The 13,030-nt window shown below is 61.3% G+C and carries 10 protein-coding genes and 1 pseudogene; 9 read left to right on the top strand and 2 right to left on the bottom strand.

The features are described from left to right. Positions 1 to 501 precede the first annotated feature (501 nt). Positions 502 to 1,455, bottom strand: coding sequence for a hypothetical protein (locus LHU53_RS17290; protein ID WP_227334034.1), 954 nt, complete (start codon positions 1,453 to 1,455; stop codon positions 502 to 504). Between the two features lie 287 nt (positions 1,456 to 1,742). Here LHU53_RS17290 and LHU53_RS17285 point away from each other — a divergent pair. The 8 genes and pseudogenes from LHU53_RS17285 to LHU53_RS17250 form a co-directional block, all read left to right on the top strand. Beyond that, a pseudogene (locus LHU53_RS17285) lies at positions 1,743 to 1,871 on the top strand (integrase); the annotation flags it as partial. 195 nt (positions 1,872 to 2,066) lie between these two features. Continuing rightward, positions 2,067 to 3,308, top strand: a complete 1,242-nt coding sequence (locus LHU53_RS17280) for an ATP-binding protein (protein WP_227334033.1) — start codon at positions 2,067 to 2,069, stop codon at positions 3,306 to 3,308. Continuing rightward, positions 3,272 to 3,928, top strand: a complete 657-nt coding sequence (locus LHU53_RS17275; protein WP_227334032.1) for a TIGR02281 family clan AA aspartic protease — start codon at positions 3,272 to 3,274, stop codon at positions 3,926 to 3,928. The genes LHU53_RS17280 and LHU53_RS17275 overlap by 37 nt, the downstream gene beginning before the upstream one ends. Positions 3,929 to 3,996: 68 nt before the next feature. Beyond that, positions 3,997 to 4,920 carry an MBL fold metallo-hydrolase gene (locus LHU53_RS17270; protein ID WP_227334031.1) on the top strand — a complete coding sequence of 308 codons (924 nt, stop codon included), beginning with the start codon at positions 3,997 to 3,999 and terminating at the stop codon, positions 4,918 to 4,920. Between the two features lie 58 nt (positions 4,921 to 4,978). Then, the gene (gene trkA / locus LHU53_RS17265) at positions 4,979 to 6,367 is read left to right on the top strand and encodes a Trk system potassium transporter TrkA (protein ID WP_227334030.1); all 1,389 of its coding nucleotides are present in this window, start codon (positions 4,979 to 4,981) and stop codon (positions 6,365 to 6,367) included. 6 nt (positions 6,368 to 6,373) lie between these two features. Continuing rightward, entirely contained in the window at positions 6,374 to 7,834 is a 1,461-nt protein-coding gene (locus LHU53_RS17260; protein WP_227334029.1) for a TrkH family potassium uptake protein, read from the top strand. 15 nt (positions 7,835 to 7,849) lie between these two features. Then, on the top strand, positions 7,850 to 9,238 hold the full coding sequence (locus tag LHU53_RS17255) for a patatin-like phospholipase family protein (protein WP_227334028.1): 1,389 nt from the start codon (positions 7,850 to 7,852) through the stop codon (positions 9,236 to 9,238). A gap of 79 nt (positions 9,239 to 9,317) precedes the next feature. Beyond that, positions 9,318 to 9,977 carry an HAD family phosphatase gene (locus tag LHU53_RS17250; protein ID WP_227334027.1) on the top strand — a complete coding sequence of 220 codons (660 nt, stop codon included), beginning with the start codon at positions 9,318 to 9,320 and terminating at the stop codon, positions 9,975 to 9,977. Between the two features lie 182 nt (positions 9,978 to 10,159). Here the strand turns inward: LHU53_RS17250 and LHU53_RS17245 are convergent, their stop codons facing one another. Beyond that, a complete protein-coding gene (locus LHU53_RS17245) occupies positions 10,160 to 11,248 on the bottom strand; it encodes an AraC family transcriptional regulator (RefSeq protein WP_227334026.1) in 1,089 nt (362 codons plus the stop codon). A gap of 149 nt (positions 11,249 to 11,397) precedes the next feature. Here LHU53_RS17245 and LHU53_RS17240 point away from each other — a divergent pair, with 149 nt between their 5' ends. Continuing rightward, a complete protein-coding gene (locus LHU53_RS17240; RefSeq protein WP_227334025.1) occupies positions 11,398 to 13,020 on the top strand; it encodes a carboxyl transferase domain-containing protein in 1,623 nt (540 codons plus the stop codon). The last annotated feature ends 10 nt before the right edge of the window (positions 13,021 to 13,030 follow it).

The following is a 13,030-nucleotide window of genomic DNA, read 5'->3' as shown; positions in this document are numbered from 1 at the left end:
TACCGCCAGCGGGTCTTGCACAACCTCGCCCAGCGTGCCAAGACCATGGGGATGCAACTCGTGGCTACTGAAAATCCCGTTTGAAAACACCATGCAAATCAATCAGTTGTGTGGTGTTTCTTGAGAGTGGTCACCCTGGATTGGGTCAACCCAAGTCCGCGCGACACCATTCGCCCCGGTGCCATCGGTCGCCAGCGGGCACATACCGCCGCGGAAGGCCGGTGACGGGAAGTTCAGTTCAGTGACCTGCCGACTCACCCGTTGACTTCACTTTGATTTGTGAATCAGTTGATGAACACAACGGCCCCTAAAGTGTTGTTCTGGAGAATGGCTCCGTTGTGCCAAGAAATCGGCCGTTTGATAGAAGCTATTTCGACGAGAACTTTGACCAACTTAGGTCAACAATAGGCTGACAGCGGTCAGATGTTCCGCTACACACCAGTCACTCAAAAGCAGCTTAACGTTTGAGCTACGGTCGATGCGCAATTCTTCGCTTGAATACTAATTGCCCAGACAGACCCGGCAGTGTCCGCCGAACCCTGCGCGCCCACCAGGCGCGGAATGAGTGAACTGTCCGCTGTCCTTGAAGCCAGAAGGGCATGCGGGAGCTGCAGGGCGCGGAAACCAGCCGTCACCGCTGCACTGCGCGATGATCTTTTGCGTGGCAAGGTTGGTTTCTACTGACGTCAGTTTCTTGGAGAGAGCGGCCGTTTCACTGCGGAGTTCTGAGGCCCAGGCGCCGGCGGCGTAGTCGATCTGCGGAAGTGATATCGGAAGTGCACCTGATGTGGTTGTAAGAATCAGTTGGACTGGCCCGTAAGTCCGATTGCCATTTTGATCCACCGCTGGCTTTCTTGTGCATACAAGTGACCATTGTGCTTCGCTCTGCGGAAGTTGAAAACCAACAGCATTGAACGCCTTTTCGAAGGACTGAATCTGTCCGTTGTTCTGTGAGTTACAGGTGACAGTTGTGGGGTCAAAAGCCAACGAATCTATGGTTTGCGGTACCGAACTTCGACGTTGCACACTGATTGAGAAGACAGTGGGTGTATCGCTTGGAGGCAGCGTTACTGAGGTTGCAACGCCCTTAGCGCTTAGCGCGCGGCAAGCAACGTAAGCATCTAGCGAATTTCGAACGACTACACTCGAATCAGCTTGGTTGTAGGTTGTGCTTGTGTCGAATGACTGCTCGGCTTTGCAATAGTCGTCTTTTGAGGAGTAAGAAAGTCCAAGCGCGGATGCCGCATCCTTGTAATCAATTCCAAATCCGGAACTAGAGGATTTGCAAACTTTCTGGTAGTAGTACTTTCGTTGATCGGAGAAGGATACGTCGCGACGGACGTCCCGCGAGGCATATCGAAGAATATCTCCACAGGACTCCGCCTCTTGGGCTGAGGCGGGTGATGTGATACCGCTCACCACTGTAGCGACAACTAGTGCAAAAGTGAACTTCATGAATTTCTCCCTCTATTTAACTGTGCGTGTGTTGAATAAAGCTGCGGGCTAACTTTGATGTATCCCGCAGATTTGCGGGATAACAGGACAGCCAGTCAGATAACGTGTTTCATTTTTCATAAAAGAAGCTCTTGTTTTCATAGACTTACAACAATATACTGTTTTTATGCACAGTTATATTGAATCTGACAAAGTCGCCACTCCCGTTTTGCGCTCTGTTCGGCTGCTTGACCAGCTCCGCGAGCGCATACGCTATCTGCACTATAGCCTTCAAACTGAAAAGGCTTATTCGAACGGTGCAAGGGCTTTTGGGTCATAGTGATGTCAGTACGACCGTGATCTACACCCACGTACTGAAAGTTGCTGCAGGTGGAGCTGAAAGCCCGCTCGATGCGCTCACTGGACTGACGGGTTGAATGTCAGCTCCCGCTGCGTTGGAGTCAGAAGTCGAACAGCCCCCCCCCCCGCTTGCCTTGACATAAACCCGTCGTATCAGCCGGGTCTGTCAAAACCAGCACGCAATGCCGACTGTCTGTACGGCGCATTGGTTTGAAAAAATAGGTTGAAATTCGATCATCGCATGGTTGATTTTCAACCACTAGAATGAAGCGATGTACATCCGTCACATCACACCTTTGCTGGCCGAAGCCTTGTCTGACACCCCGGTGGTGGTGGTCAATGGCGCCCGACAGACCGGCAAAAGCACGCTGGTGCAAAGTCTGGGTGGCTTGAAGGCCGCGCCGCGCCGTTACCTGACGCTGGATGACCCTGCCATCTTGAATGCGGCCAAATCCGACCCGGCGGGGTTCATCAATGGCTTGCAAGGCCCCGTCACACTGGACGAGGTGCAGCGCGCACCTGAGCTTTTTTTGCCAATCAAAGCAGCTGTTGACAGAAATCGGCAACCGGGCCGTTATTTGCTGACGGGCTCTGCTGATGTGATGCTGCTGCCTGGCATGGCCGATTCACTGGCTGGGCGAATGGAGGTGTTGTCGCTGTTGCCGCTGTCTTGTGCTGAAGTGGTTGACAGCCCGGCCATCAACCGGGCCGATGCCTTGTTTTTGGGTGACTGGGCGGCCTTGTCTGTGCCACCTTGCGACCGGCAAACGTTGATCAAACACTTGCTGGCTGGGGGATTTCCTGAAGTGGTCGCGCGCGGCAGTGCTGCGCGGCGCGCGGCCTGGTTTGATGCCTATGTGCAAGCCATGCTGCAGCGCGACGTGCGTGACTTGGCCAACATTGAACAACTGACCGAGATCCCCAATCTGCTGCATTTGCTGGCCACGCGCAGTGCCACGCTGCTCAATTTTGCGGAGCTGTCTCGCACGGCAGGCCTCGCCCAGAGCACGCTCAAGCGCTACTTTGCCTTGTTGGAAATGTTGTTTTTGGTGACGCGGGTGTCGCCCTGGGAGCGCAACCCTGGCAAGCGGCTGGTGAAAGCGCCCAAGGTGTTTTTGCCAGACAGTGGTTTGTTGTGCCACTTTGTGGGTGCGACGCCTGACAGCTTGGCCGCCAGGCCCGGTTTGCCCGGTGGTGTGGTGGAGACCTTTGTGTTGTCCGAACTGCTCAAACACGTGGCCTTTTCACGGCAAGCTTTGTCGCTTTGGCACTACCGCACCCTGAGCAATATCGAGGTTGATTTTGTTCTGGAAAATCGGCTGGGCCAGATCACCGGCATCGAGGTCAAAGCCAGTGCCACGGTCGATGCCAAAGACTTCAAGGGCTTGCGTCATTTGCAAGAAACCGAGGGCGCCATCTTTCAGCACGGCATCGTCTTGTACGCCGGGCGTGAAGTGGTGCCCTTTGGTGACAACCTATGGGCCGTGCCGCTGTCGGTCTGGTGGGCGACCTGACCATGGGGGTTGACGACCAAGACGCGCAGCGCGAGCGCGACAAGCAGCGCCAGCTGGATGACACCCGCAACAAATTTGCCGCGTTCTCCCGTCAAAACCTGGGTCGTGAAACGCCGCTGAAGTCGACCAAACCAGCGGAAGGGCCACGCCAGACCGGGCTGATCCCGATGCTGCTGTTCTGGCTGGCGGTGATGGGTTTGTTGTATGCCTTGATGACGCACTACCTGAAGCCGAAGCAGCCGCAGGTTCAGGCCAATGGTGACTTGATCATCGCCCGCGCCCAGGACGGCCACTTTTACACCCCCGGCCGCATCAACGGGCGCGAGGTGCTGTTTCTGGTGGACACCGGGGCGTCGCTGGTGAGTGTGAGCGAGCCACTGGCGCAGGCCGCCGCCATGCACGGTGGTGTGCCCACCACCTTTCAAACAGCCAACGGCCCACGTGCTGGCCGCGTGGTAGACGGCGTGACGGTGGCCATTGGCCCGCTGCGGGTCACCAACGTCAAAGTGGGCGTGGGTTTGAGCCTGGGTGACGACACGCAGGCGCTGCTGGGGCAGTCTTTTCTCTCAAAATTCGACATCACCCTGCGCCAAAACCAGATGGTGTTGCGGGCCCGGTGATGGCTGGGTGATAGGACAATGGCTGGTTCTGACATCTGTTTCACGAGGGGCTTTTGGCCGGTTTGTTTATGAATTCCCAACCAACGCTGCCCCCCGGCCTGACGGTGCTGGAGCGCGGCTGGCTCTCCAGCAACAACATCCTGATCCAGGGTGCGACAGGCACCGCGCTGATCGACAGCGGCTACTGCACCCATGCGCCGCAAACGCTGGCGCTGGTGCAGTCGGTTTTGAACGGCCAGGCGCTGGACCTGCTGCTCAACACCCACCTGCACAGCGACCACTGCGGCGGCAATGCCGCGCTGCAAGCGGTTTACCCGGCACTGCGCACGCTGATTCCGCCGGGCCAGGCGGCCAGTGTGCGCGACTGGAACCCCTACGCCCTGAGCTACACCCCCACCGGGCAAGACTGCCCGCGCTTCACGTTTGACGACGTGTTGCAGCCCGGCACAGCGCTGCGCCTGGGTGACGCGGTGTGGCAGGTGCATGCCGCGCCCGGGCATGACACCCATTCGGTGATTTTGTTTGAGCCGCAAAGCCGTTGCCTGATCTCGGCCGACGCCTTGTGGCAGCGCGGTTTTGGCGTGGTGTTTCCCGAGCTGGACGGCGCCGATGCCTTTGACGAGGTGGCCGCCACGTTGGACGTGATCGAGGCGCTGTCCCCGCGCATTGTGGTGCCCGGCCACGGCGCGCCGTTTACTGATGTGGCGCAGGCGCTGGGCGTGGCACGCCAGCGGCTGGCCGGGTTTGTGGCCAGCCCGCGCAAACACATCCAGTACGCCGCCAAGGTCATGCTCAAGTTCAAGCTGCTCGAAGCACAGCAGATGCCGCGCGATGCCTTGCTGGCCTGGGTGCACGGCACGCCGTACCTCACCCACCTGTTCGAGGCGCAGTTTGGCGACTTGCCGTTTGCGCAGGGGCTGGATCTGCTGGTGGCCGATCTGGTGCGATCAGGGGCGGCCAGCCTGCACGGCACGGTGGTGTGCAACGCCTGAAGCCCCGTTCTGGCCGGGCCGCGCAGCTATCATCCTGCCCAACTGAAAGTCACCCTTTATGCGAATCATCATTCTGGGCGCTGGGCGCGTTGGCGAGAGTGTGGCGGAAAGCCTGGTGTCCGAGCAAAACGACATCACTGTCATCGACCCTGACCCCGAGCGTCTGCGTGCGCTGGAAGACCGGCTGGACCTGCGCGGCGTGCCGGGCAACGGCATCCAGCCCTCGGTGCTGCAGAGCGCCGGGATTCAGGACGCTGACTTGTTCATCGCCTGCGCCTCGCTTGATGAGACCAACCTGGCCGCCTGCAAGGTCGCCAAAAGCCAGTTTGGTGTGCAGACCACCATCGCCCGCCTGCGCTCTGAAGAGTTTGAAGAGGGCTCCGACTTGCTGGGCGCCCAGGGGTTTGGTGTGGACCACGTGATTTGCCCCGAAGAATCGGTGATGCAAACCGTGCACCAGCTCATTGAATACCCCGAGGCCCTGCAGATTCTGAAGTTCTCGGAAGGGCTGGCCTACCTGATTGCGGTTCGGGCCGAATACGGTGGCCTGCTGGTGAACCACACCATTGGCGAATTCAAGTCGTTGTTTCCCAATCTTCAGATGCGGGTGGTCGCCGTTTACCGGCAAGACACCGAGGTGGAACTCAACTCCCAGACACAGGTGCTGCACGGCGACGAGGTGTTTGTGCTGGCCGAAAAAAGCACCATTCGCCATGTGTTGCGCGCCATTCACAAAGACGACCGACAGGTGCTCCGGGTGATGATTGCCGGTGGCGGCAAGGTAGGCCTGCGGCTGGCGCGCAGCCTGGTGGGCAAGTGCGAGGTGAAGATCATCGAGCGAGACCGCAAGCGCTGCACTTACATTGCCGGTGATTTGCCCAGCAGCACGCTGGTGCTGGCTGGTGACGCCACCGACGAAGACCTGCTGACCGACGAAAACGTGAAGGAGATGGACCTGTTCATCGCCCTGACCAACGATGACGAGGACAACATCCTGGCCTCGATGCTGGCCAAGCGGCTGGGCGCACGCCGGGTGATTGCGCTGATCAACCGGCGAATTTACGCCGAAATGATGCAGGGCGGCGCCATTGACATCACCTTCTCGCCTGCGCAAACCGTGATTGGTGAGCTGCTGGTGCATGTGCGCCGGGGCTCCGTGGCGGCGGTGCACAGCTTGCGCCGTGGCGCGGCCGAGGCCATTGAAGGCGTGGCACGGGGTGATGCCCGCTCAAGCAGGCTGGTCGGTAAACGCGTTGAGCAGATTGAGCTGCCCGAGGGCGCGCGTTTTGGCGTGGTGGTGCGTGGTGAGGGCGAGGCAGCCCAGGTGCTGATGCCGCATCACGACTTGCTGATTGAGCCCGAAGACCACGTCATCATCTTTGTGCCCAACAAGCGCCTGCTGCGTGCGGTGGAGCGGCTGTTTGAGCTGAAAGCCACTTTTTTCTAGGCCGAGATGGATTTTTTCGCTCCTGTTTTGAATGTGCTGGCGCGCATCATGGTGGGTTACGCCGCCATGTTTCTGGTTCCTTATGCCTGGGCGCGGGCGCTGGATCCGGTGGAGATGCAAGGGATCTGGCTGGAATCGATGGTGCTGACGCTGCTGCTGGGGCTGGCTTTGTGGGCGCTAACGCAGCGCCAGCGCCGGGAACTGCAGCCGCGCGATGGGTTTTTGCTGGTGAACCTGGTGTGGTCGGTGCTGCCCGCCCTGTCTGCCGTGCCGCTGATGCTCGCGATTCCGGGTCTGAGCTGGACCGATGCCTACTTTGAGGCGGTGAGTGGCTTCACCACGACCGGTTTCACCATCTTGTCGGGGCTGGACACGCTGCCGGTGTCGGTGAATGTGTGGCGTTGCCTGCTGCAGTTTGTGGGTGGCCTGGGCATCATCCTGCTGGTGGTGGCGGTGCTGCCGCTGCTGGGGCTGGGCAGCGTGCAGCTTTACAAAGCCGAAGCGGCCGGCCCGATCAAGGACGACCGCCTGACCCCGCGCATTGCCGAGACGGCGCGCGGGCTGTGGAGCGTTTACTTCGTGTTTTCTGCGGCCTGTTTTCTGGCTTACCGCTGGGCTGGCATGAGCTGGGCCGATGCCTTCATGCACATGTGCTCCACCATGGGGCTGGGTGGTTTGTCGTCGCACGATGCGAGCTTCGCGTTTTTCAACTCGCCGCTGATTGAAGGCGTGGCCGTCGTCTTCATGACCCTCTCGGGGGTGAGTTTTGCACGCTACTTTGTGGTCTGGCGCACCCGTTCTTTTCGTGCCCTGGTGCGTGACACCGAGGTCCGGGCGTACCTGGTCGCGCTGGTCGGGTCGGTGCTGGCTTTGACGGTGATTCTGTGGCAAGGGCAAACCTACGACTCACTTTTGCACACCCTGCGCGCAGTGGCGTTTCATGTGGTGTCGTTCGCCACCACCACCGGTTATTCCAGCCAGGATTACTCGCAGTGGCCGGTATTTGCGCCGCTGTGGATGCTGGCGCTGGGCAGTTTTGCCACCTGCGCAGGCTCTACTGGTGGCGGCATGAAGATGGTGCGAATGATCCTGCTGTTCAAGCAGGCCAAACGCGAGCTGGTGCTGGCCATCCACCCGCGTGTGGTCAACCCGGTGGTGCTGGGGCGCACGGTGATCGGGCCGCAGGTGATGGCTTCGGTGGTGGCTTTTATGCTGATTTTTCTGGCCACCCACATCGGGCTGACCATGCTGCTGCTGATCAGCGGCATGGATCTGGTCAGCGCCATGTCGGCGGTGGTGGGGGCGGTCAACAACATCGGACTGGCACTGGGCAGCGTCGGGCCAACGGGCAGTTTCGCCTCACTCACTGACTTCCAGACCTGGGTCTGCACCGTGGCCATGTTGCTGGGGCGGCTGGAGCTGCTGGCGGTGATGGTGCTGTTTTTGCCCCGGTTCTGGCGCAAGTGAGCGGGGGGACACGCGATGACAGGGTTTGACCACGCCGTACGCCACGGGCCCCGCGTGCTGCTGCTGGGCTTGGCGCTGCTGCTGTCGGCCTGCTCCAGCGTGCGGCCTTGGCAAAACCTGCCCGCCAAGCTCTTGGACAACCGCACCGAGGCGCAGCAGCCCCTGCCCGCCAGCCAGGATAACCAGATGCTGATGGTGGTGAGCCTGTCGGGCGGCGGCGCGCGGGCGTCCGCGTTTGGCTACGGCGTCCTCAATGCGCTGCGCCAGACCCAGGTGCCCGGCCCCAACGGGCCGATGAGTCTGCTCCATGAGCTTGACGTGATCAGCGGTGTGTCGGGCGGCAGCATCACCGCCGCTTACTACGCCGCCTTTGGGGCGGACGCCTTTCCCGCGTTTGAAGAGCAGTTTTTGCGCAAGAATTTTCAGGACAACCTGATCAGTTATGCCCTCAAACCCGGCAACCTGTACGACCTGACCTCGCCCTGGCTGGGGCGCACGCACCTGCTGGAGCGGCGCTTGTTTGAGCTCTTCAAGGGCAAGACATTCGGCGATATCGCACAGCAGCCAGGCCACCCCAGCCTGCTGATTTCGGCCACTGATTTGTCGCTGGGCGCCAGTTTCGAGTTCACCTGGCGGCAGTTTTCGCTGATCTGCTCCGACCTGGACAGTGTGCCGCTGTCGTTTGCGGTGGCGGCCTCCAGCGCGGTGCCACTGGCGCTGTCGCCCTTGACGTTGAAGAATTACAACCACCACTGCGCCCAGCCGGTCAACATGGATGCCTCGGACGCGGGTGCCTACCGGGTGCGCCTGCTGCGCGACAGCCAGCGCTCTTACCTGGATGCCAGCGACCGCCCCTATATCCATCTGGTGGACGGCGGCCTGGCCGACAACCTGGGCCTGCGCAGCCTGCTGGACCGCTCCCAGGCCGAGGGGGGCCTGCGCCGCGCGGTGCGCCGCATGAGTGCCACGCCGATCCAGAAGCTGGTGATCATTGCCGTCAATGCCGAGCGCGACCCCAACGAACGTATCGACACCCAGGACGAGGTGCCCAGCACCTTGCAGGTGGTGGATGCGCTGCTGTTTGGCACGGGCGCCCGCGCCACCCAGGAAACGCTGGAACTGCTGCGCGACACCGCGCAGACCTGGCGGCGCGAGTTGCGCGGCAGCAGCGGCGGCGCGCCAGACCCGTTTGCGCCAGACGCCCAAATCCACGTCATCAACGTCAACCTGCGTGATGCACCCGAGCTGGCCGAGCGCCAATTTCTGCTGAAAATTCCCACCGCGTTCTCCATACCGGCGGCCGATGTGAGCCGACTCATCGACGCGGGCGCGCGCGTGCTGCGCCATTCGCCCGAGTTTCAGGCGCTGCTCAGATCGCTGGGTGCTGCGCCTGCAGCACCGTGAGTGCCAGCCCGCGCCGGGCGCCCACTTTCCATGTCAGACCGACTACCCCCAAGAGATGAAAGACGAAAGACAAAACGCCATGAAATTCAAAGCCATCCTGTTTGACTGTGACGGTGTGCTGGTGGACAGCGAAGCCATCACCTGCGGCGCCTTGCGCGACCTGCTGGAAGAATCTGGCTGGTCCATGACGCTGGCCGAATGCATGGATCGCTTCATCGGCAAAACCGTGCGCGAAGAGCGCGCCGCCATCGAGGCCCACACGGGCAAGCCGCTGACCGAGGCCTGGATGCAGACGTTTTACGAGCGGCGCAACCAGGGTTTGCGCGAGCGGCTGCAGATCATTCCCGGCGCAGCGCTTGCCGTGCAGGCCGCCTTGGCGCATACCGGTGGGCAGATTGCCTGCGCTTCGGGCGCTGATCGGTTCAAGGTGGAGATGATGCTGCGCCAGGTGGGGCTGCTGGACGCTTTTGCGGGCCGTATCTTCAGCGGTCACGAGATGCCACGCTCCAAGCCTGCCCCCGATGTCTACCTGGCTGCTGCTGCCCACCTGCAGGTGCCGGGTTCAGACTGCTTGGTGATTGAAGACACCACCGTGGGGGTGACGGCCGGCGTGGCCGCTGGCGCGACCGTCTGGGGCTATTGCCCGGACCCAGCCGCCGGTGCGGCGCTGCTGCAAGCCGGGGCCCAGCGCCTGTTTCCTACCATGACTGAGTTGGCTGGCTTGCTGGGGACAAGCTGATATTTTTTTATTAATTTTCAGCACTTGTTCATGTTGCCTATTTTTTTGGCAATGCGTTGCAAGCCGCACCAGATAAGGCTTTGCCGGGTTGTCCTTGTACTGTTGCACAAAGTTATCCACAAAATTTGTGAGTTGCTAGCAGAAACGGTTGTGGTAGCACATTTCTGTTGCGCGGCGGCTTTTCATGGGGTGAGGTGGGCGCTGAGCCGAAACTCGGTGGGCCGTTGCCCCGTCCACCCCTTGAACGCCCGGATAAAGCTCTTTTCGTTCTGAAACCCGGCGGCCTGGGCCACCTGCTTGATCGGGCGGTTGCTGCGCAGCAGCAGGTCGATGGCACGGGCCTGGCGCACCTCGTCTTTGAGCGTTTGCAATGACGCGCCTTCGTCCTTCAACTGCCGGTGCAGCGTGCGCGCGGACAAGTTGAGCAGCGCTGCCAGATCGTCGGCGCTGTGGGTGTCTTGCGGGTGGTTGACCAGGGCTTGGCGCACGCGCTGCACCAGCAGGCGGTCCCGGCGGTAGGGCAGCACCGTGAGCGGCAGGGCGCGCTTGAGCATCTGGCGCAGCGCCGCTTCGTCCCGGCGCAGTGGCAATGTCAGGTAGCGGCTGTCCCATTCAATCGCGGTCCGCCCGGCCTGGAAAACGGCGGGCGCCGAAAAAAGCACGTGGTAAACGTCCTGATGCGCTGGCGCCGCAAAAGCAAACCGCGCACCGGTCAGCGCGATGCGTGAGTCGATCAGCCAGCACGCCAGGCCGTGGATATTGCGCAGCACCGACACCAGGCAGAACTCGCGCAGCGCGCCCAAGTCGCGGTGCTCGGTGATCGTCAAGGTGGCTGTGGGGCCGTTGACGGCCAAATCCAGCGTGATGTCATCGGTGATCAGTCGGTGGTGGCGGCACCAGCGCCTCAGTGCCACGCCCAAGTTGGGGGCGCTGATGCTGGCGCGCGCCAGCATGCCGTAACTGCCCCAGGGCAGGCGGCGGCTGAACCAGCCCAGGCCTTCGTCATCGAGCTCCTGCATGGCCGCGCCGGAAATGCGCTCCATCTGCGCGGCGGTGATGCGCGCCGTCGGGTTGGTCAAGAGTTCTGGCGCTATTTGTGCTGATTCCAGCGCCTTGGCAGGGTCATTGCCGTGTTGGGCATAAGCGCGAACGATGGCGTTCACAAACGCGATGGGGGTGACAGCCGGGCTCTTGCGCGTCCCAACGGCTTCGCGGATCGCCTTCGGGGATGATGTCGGCACGGGATCAGCGGGACTGGAAGGGGGTGTCATCTGGGGTCTGGCGGGTGGGGCGCTCAGTGTGCCTGTTTGTGGCGCCATTTGCAACCTTGCTGGCCCGGTCCATCCCGCTTGTGGTTCTATGCTTGGTCCATCACAATGGCGCACAGGTTTTGCCGCCCCTGACCTTTAGAAAGCATCCCATGCCTGTTCTGGACACCCAACTCAACGCCCGCTCCGCCGACTTTCAGCACAACGCGGCCGCCATGCGCGGGCTGGTGGCTGATCTGAATGCCCAGATCACGCAAGTGGAACTCGGTGGCGGCGAGGCAGCGCGGGCCAAACACACCGCGCGCGGCAAACTGCTGCCGCGCGACCGCGTGCAGATGCTGCTGGACCCCGGCACGCCGTTTCTGGAACTCTCGCCCTTGGCCGCTTTGGGCATGTACCCGGACCGCGATGGCACGGACAGCGCACCGGGCGCGGGCATCGTCGCCGGTATTGGCCGCGTGAGCGGGGTGGACTGCATGATTGTGTGCAATGACGCCACCGTCAAGGGCGGCACCTATTACCCGATGACGGTTAAAAAGCACTTGCGCGCGCAGGAAATTGCCCAGCAAAACCGGCTGCCCTGCATCTATCTGGTGGATTCAGGCGGCGCCAACCTGCCGAACCAGGACGAAGTGTTCCCCGACCGCGACCACTTTGGCCGCATCTTTTTCAACCAGGCGCAAATGAGTTCGCAGGGCATCGCTCAGATTGCGGTGGTCATGGGCAGTTGCACTGCGGGCGGTGCCTATGTGCCGGCCATGAGCGACGAGGCGATCATCGTCAAGAACCAGGGCACCATTTTTCTGGGCGGCCCGCCGCTGGTGAAAGCTGCGACCGGCGAGGTGGTGACGGCCGAAGATTTGGGCGGTGGCGACGTGCACACACGCTTGTCCGGCGTGGCCGACCATCTGGCGCAAAACGACATGCATGCGCTGGCGCTGGCGCGGCAATCGGTCAAGAATTTGTACAAAAACAAGCCGCTGTCCCTGCTGGACCATGCGCCGATCGCGCCCAAATACGCCGCAGACGAGTTGTACGGTGTGATCCCGGTTGACACCCGCAAACCGTTTGATGTGCGCGAAATCATTGCCCGCATCGTTGATGACTCGGACTTTGACGAGTTCAAGTCACGCTTTGGCACCACGCTGGTCTGCGGCTTTGCGCGGGTGGAAGGCATGCCGGTGGGCATCATTGCCAACAACGGCATTCTGTTTTCCGAATCGGCCCTGAAAGGCACCCATTTCATCGAGATGTGCTGCCAGCGCAAGATCCCGCTGGTGTTTTTGCAGAACATCACCGGCTTCATGGTCGGGCGCAAGTACGAGAACGAAGGCATTGCCCGCAACGGCGCCAAGATGGTGACCGCCGTGGCGACCGCCGCTGTGCCCAAATTCACCATCATCATCGGCGGCAGCTTTGGCGCAGGCAATTACGGCATGTGTGGCCGGGCGTTTGGCCCGCGGTTTTTGTGGATGTGGCCGAATGCACGCATCAGCGTCATGGGCGGCGAGCAGGCGGCCAGCGTGCTGGCCACGGTGCGCCGCGACGGCATTGAAGGCAAAGGCGGCGCCTGGAGCATGGAGGAAGAAGAAGCCTTCAAGGCCCCGATCCGCCGCCAATACGAGGAACAAGGCCACCCGTATTTCGCCACTGCGCGCCTGTGGGACGACGGCATCATCGACCCCGCCGACACGCGCCGGGTGCTGGCGCTGGGGCTGTCTGCCAGCCGCAATGCGCCCATTGAAGACACCAAATTCGGTTTGTTCCGCATGTGACCTGTGCCAG

The sequence above is a fragment of the Rhodoferax sp. U2-2l genome (assembly GCF_020594515.1).
Classification (GTDB): Bacteria; Pseudomonadota; Gammaproteobacteria; order Burkholderiales; family Burkholderiaceae_C; genus Rhodoferax.
The sequence above is the reverse complement of the archived record's forward strand: the minus strand, read 5'-3'. Positions and strand labels throughout refer to the sequence as shown.

What these genes read in the sequence shown, in the direction of transcription:
- LHU53_RS17290 (WP_227334034.1), bottom strand. Translation starts at nt 1,455, where the DNA reads ATGAAGTTCACTTTTGCACTAGTTGTCGCTACAGTGGTGAGCGGTATC.
- LHU53_RS17280 (WP_227334033.1), top strand. Translation starts at nt 2,067, where the DNA reads ATGTACATCCGTCACATCACACCTTTGCTGGCCGAAGCCTTGTCTGAC.
- LHU53_RS17275 (WP_227334032.1), top strand. Translation starts at nt 3,272, where the DNA reads ATGGGCCGTGCCGCTGTCGGTCTGGTGGGCGACCTGACCATGGGGGTT.
- LHU53_RS17270 (WP_227334031.1), top strand. Translation starts at nt 3,997, where the DNA reads ATGAATTCCCAACCAACGCTGCCCCCCGGCCTGACGGTGCTGGAGCGC.
- trkA (WP_227334030.1), top strand. Translation starts at nt 4,979, where the DNA reads ATGCGAATCATCATTCTGGGCGCTGGGCGCGTTGGCGAGAGTGTGGCG.
- LHU53_RS17260 (WP_227334029.1), top strand. Translation starts at nt 6,374, where the DNA reads ATGGATTTTTTCGCTCCTGTTTTGAATGTGCTGGCGCGCATCATGGTG.
- LHU53_RS17255 (WP_227334028.1), top strand. Translation starts at nt 7,850, where the DNA reads ATGACAGGGTTTGACCACGCCGTACGCCACGGGCCCCGCGTGCTGCTG.
- LHU53_RS17250 (WP_227334027.1), top strand. Translation starts at nt 9,318, where the DNA reads ATGAAATTCAAAGCCATCCTGTTTGACTGTGACGGTGTGCTGGTGGAC.
- LHU53_RS17245 (WP_227334026.1), bottom strand. Translation starts at nt 11,248, where the DNA reads ATGACACCCCCTTCCAGTCCCGCTGATCCCGTGCCGACATCATCCCCG.
- LHU53_RS17240 (WP_227334025.1), top strand. Translation starts at nt 11,398, where the DNA reads ATGCCTGTTCTGGACACCCAACTCAACGCCCGCTCCGCCGACTTTCAG.